At 65.5% G+C, this 18,471-nt stretch carries 18 protein-coding genes; 14 read left to right on the top strand and 4 right to left on the bottom strand.

Going from position 1 to position 18,471, the window contains the following annotated elements; translation table 11 throughout:
- Positions 1-4: 4 nt before the first annotated feature.
- From hisA to H6P80_RS02150, 4 genes are all read left to right on the top strand, one after another.
- The gene (gene hisA / locus H6P80_RS02165) at positions 5-736 is read left to right on the top strand and encodes a 1-(5-phosphoribosyl)-5-[(5-phosphoribosylamino)methylideneamino]imidazole-4-carboxamide isomerase (protein WP_185799700.1); all 732 of its coding nucleotides are present in this window, start codon (positions 5-7) and stop codon (positions 734-736) included.
- A complete protein-coding gene (gene hisF, locus H6P80_RS02160) occupies positions 733-1,506 on the top strand; it encodes an imidazole glycerol phosphate synthase subunit HisF (protein ID WP_185799699.1) in 774 nt (257 codons plus the stop codon). Before hisA ends, hisF begins: the two co-directional genes overlap by 4 nt.
- 125 nt (positions 1,507-1,631) lie before the next feature.
- The gene (locus H6P80_RS02155) at positions 1,632-1,826 is read left to right on the top strand and encodes a hypothetical protein (RefSeq protein ID WP_185801032.1); all 195 of its coding nucleotides are present in this window, start codon (positions 1,632-1,634) and stop codon (positions 1,824-1,826) included.
- A gap of 57 nt (positions 1,827-1,883) precedes the next feature.
- Entirely contained in the window at positions 1,884-2,201 is a 318-nt protein-coding gene (locus H6P80_RS02150; RefSeq protein WP_185799698.1) for a phosphoribosyl-ATP diphosphatase, read from the top strand.
- 8 nt (positions 2,202-2,209) lie between these two features.
- Here the strand turns inward: H6P80_RS02150 and H6P80_RS02145 are convergent, their stop codons facing one another.
- Positions 2,210-2,947 carry a GIN domain-containing protein gene (locus H6P80_RS02145; RefSeq protein ID WP_185799697.1) on the bottom strand — a complete coding sequence of 246 codons (738 nt, stop codon included), beginning with the start codon at positions 2,945-2,947 and terminating at the stop codon, positions 2,210-2,212.
- Positions 2,948-3,006: 59 nt separating this feature from the next.
- Positions 3,007-4,311, bottom strand: coding sequence for a Na+/H+ antiporter NhaA (nhaA, locus tag H6P80_RS02140; protein ID WP_185799696.1), 1,305 nt, complete (start codon positions 4,309-4,311; stop codon positions 3,007-3,009).
- Between the two features lie 142 nt (positions 4,312-4,453).
- Between nhaA and H6P80_RS02135 the strand changes: the two genes are divergently transcribed.
- The 5 genes from H6P80_RS02135 (at position 4,454) to H6P80_RS02115 (ending at position 10,461) form a co-directional block, all read left to right on the top strand.
- Complete coding sequence (locus tag H6P80_RS02135; protein WP_185799695.1) at positions 4,454-5,842, top strand: glycosyl transferase family protein; 1,389 nt, start codon at positions 4,454-4,456, stop codon at positions 5,840-5,842.
- Positions 5,842-6,909, top strand: coding sequence for a hypothetical protein (locus tag H6P80_RS02130; RefSeq protein ID WP_185799694.1), 1,068 nt, complete (start codon positions 5,842-5,844; stop codon positions 6,907-6,909). Before H6P80_RS02135 ends, H6P80_RS02130 begins: the two co-directional genes overlap by 1 nt.
- Before the next feature lie 100 nt (positions 6,910-7,009).
- Positions 7,010-7,924: a sulfite exporter TauE/SafE family protein gene (locus H6P80_RS02125; protein WP_185799693.1), complete on the top strand. Its 915-nt coding sequence runs from the start codon at positions 7,010-7,012 to the stop codon at positions 7,922-7,924.
- A gap of 38 nt (positions 7,925-7,962) precedes the next feature.
- The gene (locus tag H6P80_RS02120; RefSeq protein ID WP_185800942.1) at positions 7,963-8,682 is read left to right on the top strand and encodes a TIGR02186 family protein; all 720 of its coding nucleotides are present in this window, start codon (positions 7,963-7,965) and stop codon (positions 8,680-8,682) included.
- Between the two features lie 93 nt (positions 8,683-8,775).
- The gene (locus H6P80_RS02115; RefSeq protein WP_185799692.1) at positions 8,776-10,461 is read left to right on the top strand and encodes an ATP-binding protein; all 1,686 of its coding nucleotides are present in this window, start codon (positions 8,776-8,778) and stop codon (positions 10,459-10,461) included.
- A gap of 76 nt (positions 10,462-10,537) precedes the next feature.
- Here the strand turns inward: H6P80_RS02115 and H6P80_RS02110 are convergent, their stop codons facing one another.
- Positions 10,538-12,112, bottom strand: a complete 1,575-nt coding sequence (locus H6P80_RS02110) for a M23 family metallopeptidase (RefSeq protein WP_185799691.1) — start codon at positions 12,110-12,112, stop codon at positions 10,538-10,540.
- Between the two features lie 218 nt (positions 12,113-12,330).
- Here H6P80_RS02110 and H6P80_RS02105 point away from each other — a divergent pair, with 218 nt between their 5' ends.
- The 5 genes from H6P80_RS02105 to H6P80_RS02085 all read left to right on the top strand — a co-directional run bounded on the left by H6P80_RS02105 (position 12,331) and on the right by H6P80_RS02085 (position 17,265).
- Positions 12,331-14,871 (top strand): helicase-related protein, encoded by a 2,541-nt coding sequence (locus tag H6P80_RS02105; protein WP_185799690.1) that lies wholly within the window; start codon positions 12,331-12,333, stop codon positions 14,869-14,871.
- Positions 14,871-15,161, top strand: coding sequence for an RNA-binding S4 domain-containing protein (locus tag H6P80_RS02100; protein ID WP_235973691.1), 291 nt, complete (start codon positions 14,871-14,873; stop codon positions 15,159-15,161). The genes H6P80_RS02105 and H6P80_RS02100 overlap by 1 nt, the downstream gene beginning before the upstream one ends.
- A gap of 58 nt (positions 15,162-15,219) precedes the next feature.
- On the top strand, positions 15,220-15,558 hold the full coding sequence (gene fdxA, locus H6P80_RS02095) for a ferredoxin FdxA (RefSeq protein WP_185799688.1): 339 nt from the start codon (positions 15,220-15,222) through the stop codon (positions 15,556-15,558).
- A gap of 223 nt (positions 15,559-15,781) precedes the next feature.
- Positions 15,782-16,321, top strand: coding sequence for a CarD family transcriptional regulator (locus H6P80_RS02090; RefSeq protein WP_185799687.1), 540 nt, complete (start codon positions 15,782-15,784; stop codon positions 16,319-16,321).
- Between the two features lie 92 nt (positions 16,322-16,413).
- A complete protein-coding gene (locus H6P80_RS02085; RefSeq protein ID WP_185799686.1) occupies positions 16,414-17,265 on the top strand; it encodes an energy transducer TonB in 852 nt (283 codons plus the stop codon).
- 15 nt (positions 17,266-17,280) lie between these two features.
- Here the strand turns inward: H6P80_RS02085 and H6P80_RS02080 are convergent, their stop codons facing one another.
- Entirely contained in the window at positions 17,281-18,438 is a 1,158-nt protein-coding gene (locus H6P80_RS02080; protein ID WP_185799685.1) for a TIGR03032 family protein, read from the bottom strand.
- Positions 18,439-18,471 lie beyond the last annotated feature (33 nt).

Genomic DNA, 18,471 nt, shown 5'->3' with positions numbered 1-18,471 from the left:
ACATATGAGCATGATCATCTTTCCGGCGATCGATCTGAAGGCCGGCCAGGTCGTCCGGCTTGCCGAGGGCGATATGGACCGGGCCACCGTTTACGGCGACGATCCCGCCGATCAGGCGCGGCTGTTCGCCGAAGCCGGGGCCGGATATCTCCATGTCGTCGATCTCGACGGCGCCTTTGCCGGCGAAGCGAAAAATGCCGATGCGGTGGAGAGGATCGTCGAAACCTTTCCCGGCCATGTCCAGCTGGGCGGCGGCATCCGCAACCGCGAATCCGTCGAGCGCTGGTTCGATATCGGCGTCTCGCGCATCGTGATCGGCACGGCCGCGCTCACCGATCCCGATTTCGTCAAGGATATGGCGCGCGAAAATGAAGGCGGCATCGTCGTCGCGGTAGACGCCAAAGGCGGCTTCGTCGCGACCCAGGGCTGGGCCGAAACCAGCGAAGTCAGCGTCATCGACATGGCCCGGCGGTTCGAGGACGCCGGCGTCGCGGCGCTCTTGTTCACCGATGTCGGCCGCGACGGGCTGCTCAAGGGCTGCAATGTCGAAGCCACGGTCGATCTCGCCCGCTCCACCGATATTCCCGTCATCGCCTCGGGCGGCGTTAAAGGGATCGGCGACATCCATGCGCTCAATATCCATGCCGAAAGCGGCATCGAGGGCGTGATTACCGGCCGGGCGCTTTATGACGGCACGCTCGATCTCGCCACGGCGATCGCGCTGGCCTCGCGATGACCGTCCGCACCCGCATCATCCCCTGTCTCGACGTCGCCAATGGCCGGGTGGTCAAGGGCGTCAATTTCGTCGAGCTGCAGGATGCCGGCGACCCGGTCGAACAGGCGCGCGTCTATGATGCGGCCGAGGCTGACGAGCTCTGCTTTCTCGATATCACCGCGAGCCACGAGGAACGCGACACCCTGCTCCATATCGTCGAGCGCACGGCGGCGGTGTGCTTCATGCCGCTGACCGTGGGCGGCGGGGTACGCGCGCCCGAAGATGCGCGGCGGCTATTGCTCGCCGGCGCCGACAAGGTCGCCGTCAATTCCGCCGCGGTCTCCCGCCCCGAACTCGTCGCCGACATGGCTGAGCGCTTCGGCAGCCAGTGCGTCGTCGGTTCGATCGACGCCCGGCTCACGGGAAGCGGCTGGGAGATCTTCACCCATGGCGGCCGCCGCGCGACTGGCATCGATGCCCTTGCCCATGCCCAGCGGCTCGCATCGCTCGGCGCGGGCGAACTGCTCGTCACCTCGATGGACCGGGACGGGACGAAGGACGGCTACGATCTGCAGCTCATTCGCGCTATCGCCGATTCGGTGCCGGTGCCGGTCATCGCCTCGGGCGGGGTCGGCACGCTCGACCATCTCGTCGCGGGTGTCGCCGAAGGCCATGCCGATGCCGTGCTCGCGGCCTCGATCTTCCACTATGGCACGCACAGCATCGCCGAGGCGCGGGCGGCGCTTGCGGGCGCCGGTATCCCGGTGCGCGGCGTTAAAAATGTCGGGTAACTTTACAGTAACCGTGAATCTCAAAACCAAATTAACCATGAAGGGGGCCGCGCAGGGCGCTGCTCCCGAAACTGGCCGGTTTCTTGCGTTATATCAGGAACATGCAGAATTTCCGGAACACCAGAATGTCATATCTGAGGATCATGCTCGCCTTCGCTGCCGCCTTCGCCATCGGCGGCGCGCCGGCGCTCGCGGCCTCGGCGATCAGCGTCGATGCGCCCGGCGACATGATGCTCTTCGGACTGGGCGTGACCGGCCTGATTATCGGCCGCCAGATCAGCAAGCGCCGCAAGAAGAAGGAACCCGACCCCGAGGGTTGAACTGAGCTTCAGCCGGGCACGGTTGACGCCGCCGCGCGGCCCGCGCAGATGCAGGCCATGGTCGATACACTAAGCCGCCTCGAAGACGTGATCCGGAGCCGCAAGGGCGGCGATCCGGACGCGTCCTATGTCGCCAAGCTGTTCGCAAAGGGCCGCGGCAAGATCGCGGCCAAACTCGGCGAGGAAGCGACCGAAACGGTCATCGCCGCGCTCAGCGAAAGCGACGAAGCCCTGACCGGCGAAGCGGCCGACCTGCTCTTTCACCTGCTCGTCCTGCTCGCCGAACGCGATGTGCCGCTTGGCAACGTGCTGGCCGAGCTCGACCGGCGCGACGGCGTGTCGGGCCTTGTCGAAAAGGCCGCACGCCTAGACTAGCGACGAGCCTAGCTGCAGCGCAGCGACCCCGAGCCGATAGAACGCGCGTTGCACCGGGCGCCGCCACGGATCGTGGCATCACCCGAACCGATGAAATTGCCCTCGACGCGTTCGGTCGCATAGCCGTCGACATCGCCCGATCCGGCAACGCTGATATCCAGCCGCTCGGCGCGCAGATCGCCGGCGCGCACATTGCCCGATCCGGCAATCCCGATTTCGACGTCGCTCGCGGAGCCCGCCGCGCGGATATCGCCCGACCCGGCGATATCGAATTCGACGCTGGTCGCCCGCAATTCGCCGAGCGCGATATTGCCCGATCCGGCCACCGATGCCTCGAACTCCTCGGCCTCGGCGCGGTCGATCGTCATGTCGCCGGAGCCGGCCACCGAGGCCCCGCGGATCATCGGCATCGTGATATGGATCGTCGCCCTGCCGTTGGGCGCGCTCGCGCTCCAGCGCTCATTCTTCCGGCCGATTTCCAGCCGGTCGCCATGCAGTTCGAATTCGAGCAGTTCGATGACCTCCGGGGGCCCTTCGGCGCGGACCGAAAATGTATCGCCAATCGTGATGTCGACATTGTCCGGGCCGCGAAGCGCTACCTGGTCGAACCCTTCGAGGGCGACATCGCCGGTCACCGTCGCGCCTTCGCCGTCCGCTTGTGTCACGCTGATCTCCGCCGCTTCCGACGAACCCGAGTTGCAGGCGGCGAGCGCCACCAGCCCTATCATTCCCATAATCGTGCGCATTGCGACTCTCCTCACTGTATTGCTTGATTAATACAGCAAGGTTGGCCGGATCGCAAGCCTCAGCGCGCGGGGGCCTTGCGGGCGGCCAATGCCTCGGACACCGTTTCGACGTCGCCGTCACGCTCGATTTCGCCGGCTTCCGCGGCCTCGATCTCGTCATGATGCTTGTGGAGCGGCGCAAAGCGCAGCACCAGATAGCCGATGAGCGCCGAGACGAAGGATCCCATGAGCACGCCGATCTTCGCTTCCTCGATCAGTTCCTGGTTGCCGGGAAAGGCCAGCGCGCCGATGAACAGGCTCATCGTGAAACCGATGCCGCAAAGCAGAGCGGTGCCGTATATCTGCAGCCAGGTCGCGCCGCGCAGCTTGCCGGCGACGCCCATCTTCACGGCGATCCAGACGCTGCCGAAAATGCCGACCTGCTTGCCGAAGAACAGGCCCGCGGCGATGGCGAGCGGCAGCGGCGCGAAGATATGCTCCATCCCCAGCCCGGCCATCGACACGCCGGCATTGGCGAAACCGAACAGCGGCACGATCAGGAAGGCGACCGGCCAGTCGAGCGCATGTTCCAGCCGGTGGAGCGTCGAATCCTGCGCATCGGGCGCGCCCGGCGTCTTGCGCAGCGGCACCATCATTGCGGTCAGCACGCCGGCGATGGTGGCGTGGACGCCCGACAGGAAGACCAGATACCAAAGGAGGGTGCCTGCGATCAGATAGGGCCAGATCTTGACGATGCCCGATCGCCCCATCCACCACATGACGATCATCACCACCGCCGCGCCCAGCAGCGCGAGCGTGTTGAGATCGGCCGTATAGACGAGCGCGATGATCGCGACCGCGCCCATATCGTCGACGATCGCGACGGTGACGAGGAACAGTTTGAGCGATGTCGGCGCGCGCTTGCCGAGCAGCGCCAGCACGCCGATCGCAAAGGCGATATCGGTGGCCGCCGGAATCGCCCAGCCATTGGTTAGCGTCGCGCTTTCGGGGTGACCGGACACGAAAAACAGATAGATGAGCGCAGGCACGACCATGCCCGCGGCCGCCGCCATCACCGGCAATCGCCGCCGCTCCCATGTGGCCAGCCGCCCGTCGATGAATTCGCGCTTGATCTCGAGCCCGACGAACAGGAAGAAAATCGCCATCAGCGCATCGTTGATCCACATGTGCAGGTTCATCGTGTGATGCGAGCCCGGCAGGCGGCCCATCGGCACGTCGTGGAGGATGTGATGATAGTCCCCGTACAGCGGACCGTTGGCGACGATCATCGCCAGCACGGCAGCGACCATGAGAACGATACCGCCCGAAGCCTCGCTGCGCAGGAAAGCGCGCAGTGCGGATCGGACACCTGTACGTTCAGCCATGATCACTCCTCTTGGTTTCGGCACTGGCTCTAAAGGCAAATCCGGCCGATGAAAACCGCCGGAACCGCACTTGAGGCGCGATTTCGCCTTGTCCGAGGTAGGAAGGCTCGACTAGGCTTGCAACCGGCGAAAGGGGGCAAGCTTGGGGGTCGAGCCGCTGTTGGCGATCGCCGAGATCGCGGTGAGAGAACTGGCGCTGTTCGCGGCGGCGGGCTTTCTCGTCGGCGCGCTGGGAGACCTCGTCATCGACGGGCTGTGGATCGGTCTCCAGCTCAAACGCCTGTTCGGCAAAGCCCGGGACGAAACACATATCGCGGACTTGCCGCGCCCGGCCCGGCCGGGTTGCCACGCGGTCTTCGTGCCGGCCTGGCAAGAGACAGGCGTTATCGGCACGATGCTGGAAACCACCGGCTGGCGTTTCGCCGGACAGGATTATCGCCTCTTCGTGGGCTGCTATGCCAACGACCCGGGCACGATCGCCGAGGTCCAGGCGGTCGCCGCGCGGCAACCCAATATCCGTGTCGTGATCAACAGCCAGGCGGGGCCGACGACCAAGGCCGATTGCCTGAACACGCTGTACCACGTGTTGGTCGCCGAGGAGCGCCGCATGGCGACCCGGTTCAAATCCGTGATCCTTCACGATGCCGAGGATCTCGTCCATGCCCGCGAAATTCCGCTGTTCGACACGATGATCGAGCATCATGCGCTCGTCCAGATCCCGGTCGTGCCGCTGCCGGATATCCGCTCACGCTGGATCGCAGGCCATTATTGCGACGAATTCGCCGAAGCCCATGGCAAGGATCTCGTGGTTCGCGACGCGCTGCGCGCCGGCGTTCCCTCCGCCGGCGTCGGCTGCGCCATCCGCCGCGACATCCTGCAGAAGATCGCGGACGAACGCGGCGGCGCACCTTTCCAGCCCGACAGCCTGACGGAGGATTACGAACTGGGCCTCAGCATCGCCGAACGGGGCGCCAGCGGGCGCTTCGTGCGCGTGCGCGAAGAACCGGACGGCGAACCGATCGCGATCCGCAGCCATTTTCCGGCCACGCTCGGCGCGGCCGTGCGGCAGAAAACGCGCTGGGTGCAGGGCATCGCGCTATATGGCTGGGAACGGCTCGGCTGGCATCGCGGGGCGGCCGATTTCGGAATGCGGCTGCGCGACCGCAGCTCGATTCTCGCCGCGCTCATCCTCTCGGCGGCCTATCTCGCCATGGTCCTCGCCTTTGCGCTCCTGCTCGTCTCGCTGACGACCTCCTATACATTGCCGGTGCCGCCCCGGGGCCTGATATTGCTGCTGCAGGTCAACGCCGCCTTGTTGAGCTGGCGGCTCGTGGTGCGCGCCTTTTTCACGGGCAAGACCTATGGCTGGATGGAAGGATTGCTGGCGATACCCCGCGCGGTGATCGGCAACATCATCGCCATGATGGCCGCGCGCCGCGCGGTGACGGGCTATCTCTTCGCCCCGCGCGATCGCAGGCCGCAATGGGACAAGACAGACCATGTCTTCCCGGCAATTGCGGAGATCCGGTAATGCGGTTCACGCCGCCGATCCGTTTTGTCGCCGGCGTCCTGACCCTGTGGATCGGCGTAAGGCTGAGCTTCTGGTTCGCCGCAGCCGACGCGCCCCAGGCGCTCCCCTTGCCGATCCCCGGATTTCCTCCGCTGCGGCGGGCCGAGGCGGAATCGCCGATTTCCGACGAGAATGTAGTTCGCAACCCGGCCCGCGCGGCCCCGCACCCACGGCCGTTCCTCGTTCTGCGCGATCCCTATGCGCGCCCGGCCATGGCGCCGGCCCCCGGCGCCCCGGCCCGATCCGCCCGCCGGGACGATCGTCGCCGCCAGCAGATGTGGATCGCCGCCTTCACGCCTTCGTTCGCGCAGCCGATGCTGATGCGCTTTGCCCGGCGACCGCTGCCCGCCGATAGCGGCTATCACAACCGGGCCGAGGAATATTCGCCCTGGCGGGTCGCCTTTTGGGGGCAATGGCGATCGGGAAGCGGGCCGCGCGCTCTGGCGGAAGGCGGCGAGCTCGGCGGCAGCCAGGCGGGCGTACGCGTCCAGTACAGCCTTGGCCGCACCCGCCGCACCGAGATCGCGGCGATCGCACGCGCCTCGCGTCCGCTCGAGGGCGCGGACGGCGGCGAGGCGGCGATCGGGCTCGCGCTGCGCCCGTCGCCAGACATCCCGCTCGAAATCCTCGCGGAGCGCCGGATCGCCATCGAACGGGGCGGGCGCAACGCCTGGTCGCTGGGCGCGGCGGCCGGGCTCTACCGGCGCCCCCTTCCCTTCGGGCTGGAGTTCGACGGCTATGCACAGGCCGGCATCGTCGGGCTCGATCGCCGCGACCTTTTCGTCGATGCCAATGCCGCCGTTACCCGACCGATCCGCGTGGCCCCGCACACGACGCTGTCGATTGGCGGCGCAGCCTGGGCCGCCGCCCAACCGGGCGCCTCGCGCGTCGATATCGGCCCCGAAGCGGTGCTCCGCCTTCCCGCGGCCGAGGGCAATGTCCGCCTTTCGCTCAGCTGGCGGGAGAGGGTCGCCGGATCGGCCAGCCCGGGATCGGGCCCGGCGCTCACCCTGGGCGCCGATTTCTAGAGTCCGCTTTTCCGGGCCGGTTTCGGGACGGTAATTGCCGGGCTGGAACGCCAGACTCCATCTTCCGCCGCCTCGTGAAAAACGGTAGGCCCGGGACACGATGGATATCTATCTCCCGATCGCCGAAATCTCCGTCAATGCGCTGCTCATCATCCTGCTGGGCGGCCTGGTCGGCGTGCTTTCGGGCATGTTCGGCGTCGGCGGCGGCTTCCTGACGACGCCGCTTCTGATCTTCTCCGGGATATCGCCGGCCGTCGCCGTCGCTTCCGCAACCACCCAGATTACGGGCGCCAGCGTTTCGGGCGTGGCCGCCCATTCCCAGCGCAAGGGCGTCGATTTCCGGATGGGCGCCGTGCTGATCGTCGGCGGCATATTCGGCACGATTCTCGGCGGCTTCCTGTTTCTGGAGCTGCAAAAGGCCGGACAGATCGATGTCGTCGTCTCGATCCTCTACATCATCCTGCTCGTCGGCATCGGCGTGCTGATGATCCGCGAGGCCTGGACGGTGATCCAGGCGCGGCGCACGGGCATTCCGATAAAGCCGCCCGCACGCCGCCATCATCCGATCGTCGCCAGCCTGCCGCTGCGCTGGCGCTTCTATGGCTCCGGGCTCTATATCTCGCCGCTCGCCCCGCTCGGGCTCGGCTTTGCCGTCGGCACGCTCACCGTGATGCTGGGCATCGGCGGCGGTTTCATCCTCGTCCCCGGCATGATTTACATTCTCGGCATGTCGACGCGTGTGGTCGTCGGCACCTCGCTGTTCCAGATCCTGTTCGTGGCGGCGGCGACGACGATGGTTCATGCGATGACGACCCATGCGGTCGATATCGTCCTCGCCGTGCTGTTGCTGATCGGCAGCGTCACCGGCGCGCAGATCGGCGCGCGGCTCTCGACGCGGATCAACGCCGAATGGCTGCGCCTCGTCCTCGCCGCGCTCGTCATCATGGTCGCGATCCGCATGGCGCTCGGCCTCGGCTGGCGGCCCGACGAAATCTATTCGATCGAAATCTCGTGAACCGGATCCGCCTCCTTCTGTTCCTGGCGCTCGTGCCGATGCTGCTGGGCCAGGCCCGTCCGCGTCTCGTGCCCGCCGTCGACCAGGAAGAGATCGAGATCATCTACAGTTTCACCGGTTCCGAACTGATGGTGTTCGGCGCGATCCTGTATCCCGGCGGCCGTGTGCCGGAAGATCCCGTCGATATCGTCGTCGTGCTCAAGGGGCCCGAGCAATCGATCCTGCTGCGCGAAAAGCAGCAGCGCATGGGGATCTGGATCAACGCCGCGCAGGCGCGGTTCCGCTCGGCGCCGGCTTTCTACGCGATCGCCAGCGCCCGGCCGATGCGCGACATCGTCGACGAACGCACGGCCGCGATCTACGAACTCGGCGTCGACAGCCTGCAGCTTTCGCCCGCCAGCGCCAATCCGTCCGAGGAAGCCCGGCGCTTCGAGGAAGGGCTGGTCGAGCTGCGCAGCCGCAACGGCCTTTATATCGAGCAGCCCGATGCGGTCGAAGTTACCGAGGGCGTGCTCTACAGCGCGCGGATCGACATTCCGGCGCGCGTGCCGGTTGGCGAATATACCGCCGAAACCTTCCTCATCCAGGACGGACGCGTATTGGCGGGCGAAGTGCGCGAGATCCGGATCGGCAAATCGGGTTTCGAACGTTTCGTCGCCACCGCTTCGGCCGAACATGGCTTTTTCTACGGCCTTGCCGCCGTGATCCTCTCGCTGCTGCTCGGCTGGATCGCAGGCGCGGTTTTCCGCCGTCTCTAGCCCGACGGGCCCGGATTCAGGGTAAGCGAAATATTTACCCTTGTGCTGCTAGGCCCGGGCCAATCGAAAACTCTAGGGCAAGGTGGTTTTGGCATGGACGATTTGGGCACTTTCCGGCCGGTAGCTGAAGACGAAAACGCCGAGGGCAGCAGCCTTTCCGCCGTTCAGGATTCGCCCGAAAAGGGCGTCATCATCGGCAAGGTGATCGAGATTGCGGGCTCCGGCTCGCGGATCGCGGTCGATGCCGAAATGCTGAAAAAAGTGCGGACCGTAGAAGATCCCACGCTCGCCATGGCCGGCCAGGTCGGCAGCCAGGTGAAAATGAAGGTCGGCGATTCCTGGCTTGTCGCCAATGTCCGTACGCTCTCCGCCAATCCCGACGATCCGAGCCATGTAACGGCCTATATCGACTTTCTCGGCGAAGGCGTCGCGATCCCCGGCTCAACCGGCGTCAGCGGTTTCCGCCGCGGCGTCACCCGCTTTCCGATACCCGGCACGCCGGTGCTCGCCGTGTCGGACATGGACATGCGCCAGATGTTCGCGGCCGAAAACCGCGCCCATATCGAGATCGGCAATGTTTATCCGACCAAGGATATTCGCGGCGCGCTGTATGTCGATGCGATGCTGGGCAAGCATTTCGCGGTGCTGGGATCGACCGGTACCGGTAAATCGACCAGCGTCGCGCTGATCCTGCACCGGATCTGCGAGCTCGCCCCCGAAGGCCATATCGTGATGGTCGATCCGCACGGCGAATATAGCGCCGCGTTCAAGGGCGCGGGCGAGATTTTCGACGTCAACAATATCCAGCTTCCCTATTGGCTGATGAACTTTGAGGAACATTGCGAAGTCCTGATCACGACGACGGGCGCGGACAAGCAACGCGATCGCGACATCCTTGCCAAATGCCTGCTGGCCGCGCGCAACAAGAACCGGCTTGCCGAAGAGATTCCGCAGCTCACCGTCGACAGCCCGATTCCCTATATGCTGTCCGACCTGATTTCGAACATCACGACCGAAATGGGCCATCTGGATTCGGCGAAAGATACCGCGCCTTACATGCGCCTCAAATCCAAGCTCGAAGAGCTGAAGGCGGATCCGCGCTACAGCTTCATGTTTTCCGGCATGCTCGTCGGCGACACGATGGCCGAGTTCATCGCCAAGGTGTTCCGCCTGCCCGGCAACGGCAAGCCGATTTCGATCGTCGACGTGTCGGGCGTGCCTTCCGACATCACCTCGGTGGTGGTCGCCGTGCTTTCGCGCATGGTGTTCGACTATGCGATCTGGTCGCGCAACGAAGCCAAGCGCCCGATCCTGCTCGTCTGCGAAGAGGCCCACCGCTACATCCCGGCCGGCCATATCGACGGCGACAGCGCGGTCGGCAAGATCCTCGCCCGGATCGCCAAGGAAGGCCGTAAATACGGCGTTTCGCTGGGCCTGGTGACCCAGCGTCCGTCCGACCTTGCCGAGGGCGTGCTTTCGCAATGCGGCACGATCCTCGCCATGCGCCTCAACAACGACCGAGATCAGGCGCATGTCCGCTCCGCGATGCCCGAAGGCGCGCGCGGCTTTCTCGATGTGATCCCGGCCCTGCGGAACCGCGAAGTCATCGTCTGCGGCGAGGGCGTTTCGGTGCCCGTCCGCATCGCCTTCGACAATCTCGAAGAAGAAAAGCGCCCCGCATCGGGCGATCCGCTCTTCTCCGAACTCTGGACCCAGACCGGCGACGAAGCCGGCATCGTCGAGCGCACGATCAAGCGCTGGCGCAGCCAGGGCCGCTAGCCTCTCGCTATGCTTTCAAAAGGCCGTTCCCGCCAATAGCGGGGGCGGCCTTTTCCTTTGCGGTTCCTGGTGGAAACTAGCTGCGGGTCGACGCGCCCGCGCTGCGGGCGTTCGCCGCCGTCTCTCCGCCTTCGCTGTTCTCGCGCCGGGCCATCGCGGCGCCAGGCTCGATTTCGAGGAGATTGGCGAGCGTGGCGCGGAAGCGGCGCAGCTCGTCGCCGGTCAGCTGCGCCTGCTGGATGAAGCTCACCGAGCGGGGATCGACCTTCCGGCCGTTGCGCAGCATCTCGTAGTGGAGGTGTGCGCCGGTCGAAAGGCCGGTAGATCCGACATAGCCGATGACGTCGCCCTGCGACACATGCGCGCCGTTGGACGCGGCGATCCGGCTCATATGGGCATAGGCGGTCTGCAGCCCGTTGCCATGATTGATCCGGACATAATTGCCATAGCCGCCGTTGCGGCCCGAGAAATTGATCGTACCCGCCGCGGCGGCGCGGATCGGCGTGCCGTGGCCGGCCGCGATATCCAGGCCGGTGTGCATCCGGCGATACCCTAGGATCGGATGGCGGCGATAGCCGAAGCCCGAAGAGATGCGGCCCGGAACCGGCATCAGCCAGCTGCCCGTCGAACGGCCGACGCCCGAAGCTTCGAACCACTGGTCCTGCCCGCCCGCCGACCAGCGCAAAAGCTGCGTCCGGCGCTCGCCGCGTTCGACGCCCGCATAGAGCAGGCGGCCAATCTCGACCTCGCCGGTTTCGGCGCGGCGATGCTCGACGACCATGTCGAACGTGGCGTTGGCGCCGATATCGCCCGACACCGACATCTGCGTGCCGATCGCGCGCAGATATTCCTGGATGGCCGAGGGCGGCGCACCGGCCGCGCGGGCCGAGCGATAAAGGCTGGAGCCGACACGGCCGCGAATGCGCATCGGCGTTTCATCGACCGCGATGGCGATCGGGTTGACGCGCAGCGCGCCATCCACCCGGGCGACCTCGATCTTGAGATCGAAGCGCGCGCGGAAGGCCAGCGCATCGACGGGGCGCGGCACCGTGCGGTTGGGCCGGCGGCCGAGCACGATATCCATCACCGTGCCGGGACGGACATCGTCGAGCGCCACCACCGCGCCGATCATCGTTGCCAGTTCATTGGCTTCGTCGGGCGCGACACCGGCGCGTTCGAGCACGCGGGCAAAGGCGTCGCCGCGGCCCAGGGTCGCGGAGAGTTCGATATGCGGGCGTTCGGGCATGTTGGCGAGCGGTTCGACCGCTTCGGTCGCCGCCATGCGCCGTCCGGTATCGCCGCCAAAGGCCAGCGGCGTGATCGCCTGGGCCCGGGCTTCGTCCCATTGGGTCTGGTCCATCACCGGCGCGGCCGTCGGAATCGCCTTGACCCCGGGCGCGAGCAGCAGGGTCGCGCCGCACAGCAGCGCGCAGGTTGCGGTGCCGCGCCACCAGGTTTTGGTACCGATCTGCGAACCGAGGTCGACGATCAGATCAAGCTGGGCGAGCTTATCGCGCCAGCCGGGATCGCCCTTGGCGGCGCCGGAAACGGGCGCGCGCAAGGCTTCGCCGAAGCGGGGAATGGCGGAATCGATGGAAAGGGCGGCCGAGCCGCCTGCCTGTCCGCCTTCAAATTCGGTGCGCTGAAACAAAAGCGACCCCGCTCCATGACTGTCTGGCGCCCGGGCGCATCGGGCGCGATATCGGGCTTAAGCGTTGTGGTTAAAAAGCGTTAAAGTCAAATTAAGGAGAGACGGATCGAATCCGCGATGCGGCGAGCCGTTGAACCCCGGCGACGGGCCGAATCCTTGCGCTTTGCCGGCGCAGGGCCGGGTTGCATTGGGCCGCGGCAGCGCCGATTATCGAGCCCATGAGCAATTTTGCCCGCGCGCCGCTCGCTGCCGTGCTCGGCCCTACCAATACCGGCAAGACGCATCTCGCCGTCGAACGCATGATGGGCCATGCGAGCGGCATGATCGGCTTCCCGCTGCGCCTGCTGGCCCGCGAAGTCTATGACCGGGTGGTCGCCGCCAAGGGCGTGCAGAATGTCGGCCTGATTACCGGCGAAGAGAAGATCCTTCCCGAAGGTGCACGCTGGCTCTGCTGCACGGCGGAATCGATGCCGCGCGACCGCGACCTTGCCTTTGTCGGCATCGACGAGGCGCAGATCGGCGCGGATCCCGAGCGCGGCCATGTCTTCACCGATCGGCTGCTGCATATGCGCGGGCGCGAGGAGACGATGATCCTCGGTTCAGACTCGCTGCGCCCCATGCTTTCCGCGTTGACGCCGGACGCCGACATCATCTCCCGCCCGCGCTTCTCGACGCTCTCCCATGCCGGCGCCAAAAAGCTGTCGCGCCTGCCGCCACGCTCGGCGATCGTCGCGTTCAGCGCCGAGGAGGTGTATGCGGTCGCCGAAATGCTGCGGCGGCTGCGCGGCGGCGCGGCGGTGGTGATGGGCGCGCTCAGCCCGCGCACCCGCAACGCCCAGGTCGCGATGTTCCAGGCCGGCGAGGTCGACTATCTCGTCGCGACCGACGCGATCGGCATGGGGCTCAACATGGATGTCCACCATGTCGCCTTCGCCTCGCTTTCCAAATTCGACGGACGCCGCAAAAGGCGGCTGCATATCCATGAAATGGCGCAGATCGCGGGCCGCGCCGGCCGCCATCAGCGCGATGGAACGTTCGGCACCCTGGGCCTCGAAAGTGACGAGCGCACCGCCTTTACCGAGATCGAGATCGAGCGGATCGAGGCGCACCGCTTCCCGCCGCTGCGCAGGCTCTACTGGCGCGAGGGCGATCCCCGGTTCGACGATATCGATACGCTGATCGCCGATCTCGAAACGGTGCCCGAGGACGATCTGCTGCAGGCCGCGCCCGAGGCCGTCGACCTGGCGGTCCTCAAGACGCTGGCACAGGAACCCTGGGTGCGCGAGCGGACGACGAGCCCGGCGATGGTCGCGCGGCTCTGGGCCGTGTGCGGGCTTCCCGATTTTCGCAAGACCGGCGGCGAGGCGCATTCGCGGCTCGCCGGGCGGCTGTTCCGGCATCTCTCGGAAGGCCAGGGCCATATCCCGGGCCCGGTCTTCGCGCAGGAAATCACCGCGCTCGAAAATCTTGCCGGCGATGTCGACACCCTGGCCGGGCGGCTCGCCGCCGTCCGCATCTGGGCCTATGTCGCCCAGCGCAGCAACTGGCTCGCCGATCCGGAAAAATGGGCCGAGCGCACCCTGGCCATCGAAGAACGCCTGTCCGACGCGCTGCACGACAGCCTGACCCAGCGTTTCGTGGACCGGCGGACGACCGTTCTGATGCGCGATCTCGGCGCGCGCGGCGAAGACGAGCTGCCGGTACAGGTCGACGGCGCGGGCATCGTGACCGTCGACGACGAGCCGATCGGGCGGATCGAGGGCTTCCGCTTCATCGTCGGCGACGGCGAGAGCCACGCGGACACCCGGCGGTTGATGGCGGCGGCCGAACGGCGGCTGGGCGGGGAATGGGCCGCACGGACCGCGGCGCTGGTCGCCGAGGATGACGATGCCTTTGCGCTGATCGCGGAGCCCGGCGCGGCAATCGGCATCGGATGGAAAGGGGAACGGCTCGCGACGCTCAAACCGGGCAAGACGCTGCTCGCGCCCGAAATCGCGCTCGAACGCACGCTGGGCAGGCTGAGCGGCGACCAGCAGCGACGGATCGCCGAACGGCTTGCAGGCTGGTTCGGCCGCGCCCTCATCGCCGCGGTCGGCCCGCTGCTGAAGATCGACGCCGCGATCCGAAATCCCGATACCCCGCCGCCGATTCGCGCCCTGCTGGCGCCGCTGGCCGAGGCCGGCGGCATGATCCCGCGCAAGACCGCGCTCGGCCCGTTGTCGGCGCTGGACAAGGGGCAGCGCCACCGCGCGGCCCGGCTCGGCCTCACGATCGGCGCGCTCGACATCTTTCACGCGAAACTGCTGAAGCCCGAAGCCATGCGCTGGCGGCTGGCGCTGGCGGCCGCGCAGGCCGGCGAAAAAATGCCTCCGGTGCCGCCCGCCGGCGCCACGCTGTTGGACGAGCCCAAGGGCAAGGCGCTCGCCGCCTATCGTACCGCCGGCTATCGCGGCTTTGCCGGGCAGATGCTGCGTATCGACATGGCCGAGCGGCTGGCCCGCGCCGCGCATGACGCGCGCGACGGCAAGCGGCCCTTCACCCCCGATCCGGCGCTCGCCACCTCGCTCGGACTTACCGGCGAGGCGCTGGCGCGGTTGATGCACGCGCTCGGTTTCCAGCATGCGGGGAAGACTGACGGCGCGGATGTGCCCGCCCAATGGATCTGGCGGGGGCGGCGGACGGCACGATCCCGGCCCGCCAAACCTGCGCCCGGCAATGCCTTCGCCAAGCTTGCCGAGCTCGATTTCGGCCAGGGATGATGGGCGCGGCGGACAACGGCCTGCGGATCGACAAATTCCTCTGGTTTGCCCGGCTCGCGCGCACCCGCACCCTCGCCCGCAAGATCGCCGAAAAGGGCCATGTCCGCTGCGACGGCCGGCGGATCGACCGGGCCCATGCCATGGTGCGGATCGGCGACGTGCTGAGCGTTCCGCTGCCCGGCGGCGTACGCGTGCTGCGGATCGAGAGCCTGCCCGAGCGGCGGATCGCGGCCGCGGGCGTAGCGCAGGTATATAGCACCCTCGAAATTGCTTCTGATGGAAAGCGTTGACGGGCAGGGGCCGGCGAAGCTAGCAGCACCTTACGCGTTCGTAAGAGAAAGCCTTGCCATGACTTATGTCGTCACCGACGCCTGCATCAAATGCAAATATATGGACTGCGTCGAGGTCTGCCCCGTCGATTGTTTCTACGAGGGCGACAATATGCTCGTCATCCATCCTGCCGAATGCATCGATTGCGGCGTGTGCGAACCGGAATGCCCGGCCGAGGCGATCCTGCCCGATACCGAACCGGGCCAGGAGCAATGGCTGGAGCTCAACGCCAAGTTCGCCGAGGACTGGCCGAATATCACCCAGAGCCGCGAACCGCCCGCCGATGCCGACGAGCATAAGGGCGAAGAAGGCAAGTTTGACAAATACTTCTCGCCGGAGCCGGGCGAAGGGGACTGATCGGGACCCGTATGGAGAAAACCAGGCCGGCCCGGCCCTATGCCGCGCCGCAACACTGGAAATTTTCCTACAAATATGTTACATAATGTCCTGAAGCGGGAACATTAGTTCCTGCGCTTTGTCTAACATGCGGAAAAGGCTGGATAAATCGGGAGTGCGGCACCGTCCGGCGAGGGGCGACTGCGCGAATCGGTAGGCCATCCGCCAAGAAAGGTCTCTTTGCATGGCAACCAGTGCGCTGGACTTCGAAGTCGGCGATTATGTCGTCTATCCCAAACATGGCGTGGGTCGCGTCGTCGAACTGCAGAACGAGGAAATCGCGGGCATGCAGCTCGAGCTTTACGTCCTGCGCTTCGAAAAGGAAAAGATGACGCTCCGCGTCCCGACCAACAAGGCCGAGGGCGTGGGCATGCGCAAGCTCTCCTCCGACAAGACGCTGAAGGACGCATTGAAGACGCTCGAGGGCAAGCCCAAGGTCAAGCGCACCATGTGGTCGCGCCGCGCCCAGGAATATGAAGCCAAGATCAATTCCGGCGACCTCATCTCGATCGCCGAAGTGACGCGCGACCTGTTCCGCGCCGACGACCAGCCCGAGCAGAGCTATTCGGAACGGCAGATCTTCGAAGCGGCCTCGTCGCGCCTCGCCCGCGAGCTCGCGGCGATGGAAAAAACCGACGAGCCGGCGGCGCTGGAAAAGATCCTCGTCATCCTCAACAAGGCGGCCGCCATCTGGAACGCCGCCAAAGAGGAAGAAAACGCCTAACCGCGATCTCGACCAGCGAAAATAAAAAGCCCGGCCTGGCATCGCGCCCGGCCGGGCTTTTTATTAGGTCGATATAATTCTATGAGCCACTCATGATTCTGCGCCCGGCCTCGGTTCTTTTAAGCGCACTGCTCGGCCTTGTTCCTTTTACGCTTGCGGCCCAAACGCCCGAAAGTCGAGCCATGAGCCCGGCATCGCCGTGGCAGATGGAATATGCCGATCATTCCTGCATATTGGCACGCCGTTTCGGGGATGCTGACGATCCTGTAATTGTGACGCTGGAGCGAAATCTGCCGCTCGACCAGTTCCGGCTCGCCGTTATCGGGCTCGACGTACCGTCCGAATATGGACGGTTCGGCGTGACGCTAACACTCTCACCGCAAGAGGAATCGGTTCAGGACGAAACCGTCATCTACAATGTCGAGAGCGATCGCAGCCATGCCATTCGCGTACCGACATTGGATCTCGCTTTCTTCGATTCCTGGAACGACGAGCAGCTTCTCACTGTCGAACTCGGAAGGCGCCGTAGCGTGGCTTTTCAGTTCGATCATGTCGAACTGGCCCGCGAAGCGTGGTCAGCATGCGTCGACGATCTGCTGAGGACATGGAATATTGACCGGGCGCTGCTTGACAGCTTGCAGTCTGGACCGGAACCGCAGGGAAACCCCGGGCGGTGGGTCACCTCATCGGACTATCCGAACTCGGCGCTAAGCCGAGGTATACAGGGCGAGCTGGGTTTCATGCTCGAGATAGACGAAACCGGTAATCCCACGCGATGCCAGATAATCCAGCCCAGCGGATCTGAGTTGTTGGATGAAGCAGTTTGCGCTCATCTTATGGAACGCGCGGAATTCGCTCCGGCGCTGGACAGCGATGGGCAGCCGGTTGCCGCGCCCTATGCAAACTTTATCAGTTTTCAGCTCCCTGGAACCCGCAGACAGTGAACGTTGCAGAGATGGCTACTTCGCCGCCGCTTCCGACTGCTTCGCCGGTTCGGCTTTTGCTTCCTCTGCCGGCGCATCCAGCGCAGCGGCGTTGAAGCTGTGGGTGTTGCGGATCTCGATCGTGTTCGGGCCGATCGACATCGGGCAGCGCACACCGGGCATCGCCGCAACATCGAATAGCTCGACGATATGGCCGTCGAGCCGCACCCATTCGGCGATATCGCCATTGGCGAGGTTGATGACGAGCACGCCGCACCAGGGTTCGCTGTCGCGCTTTTCCATCTCGCCGTCGAGCGCGAGCCCCGAAAAGCTGCCGTCGCGCGGCTTCGAGATGGTGACGATGGCGTGGCCGTTATGGATGGAGAGCCCGCGCAGGAAGCCCGGGCAGAAGGCGATATCGGTCTTCTCACCGCTTTCGGGATCGACGCGGACGAGCTGGCCGCGGCCGGAATCGAGCACATAGACCTTTCCGTCATGGACGCGCGGGCTGTGCGGCATCGAAAGCTGGTCGGTGACGATGCGGCCGGTTTCGACCTCGATCAGCACGCCGCCCTCATGCCGCCGTTCGCGCCAGCCATTGACGGTGTCCGAGCGGCTGACCGCCGTAACGAAGCGCGGCTGGCCGCCATCCATCGCCAGGCCGTTCAGATGGCAGCGATCCTCGCCGACCAGTTTCGAGATGAAGGGCGGCTTCCAGATCGGCTTGAAGCTGTGGACGAGATCGAGCTGCGCAAGGCAGCTATATTTGGTGTTCACGAACAGCACATGGCCGCCGGCATCGATGCCGACTTCGTGGACATCGACATCGCCGACCGTCTGCGCGTTGCGCGGGATCAGCACCATATCGAACTGCTTGTTGCCGATCTGGCCGGGCATCAGCATGTTTTCGAGACGCCAGACCTGGAACAGGCTGCCGAGATACAGCCGCCCGGGCGTGTAACAGACACCCATCGCGCGCTGGAAATTCTGCTGGTTGAACGAAACCTTGTTGTCCGCGGTGATGCCGACAAGGAAGAGCTGGCCCGTCTGGTAGGAGGTAAAGGCAAAGCTCGTCTTGTTGGAGATCAGCCAGTCGGCCATTCCCCGCGACACGGTGATGTTGGTTTTTCCTTCGGCCGCTTGCGCGGCCTCTTCGGGCGCCGGTGTGGCGGGGGGTTGCTGCTCTTCGCTCATGGCTCACGTCCTGCCGCAAGGGCAGGCGGGCCG

The organism is Parasphingopyxis marina, from assembly GCF_014237875.1.
Taxonomy (GTDB): domain Bacteria; phylum Pseudomonadota; class Alphaproteobacteria; order Sphingomonadales; family Sphingomonadaceae; genus Parasphingopyxis; species Parasphingopyxis marina.
This window is presented reverse-complemented; position numbering and strand designations above follow the sequence as displayed.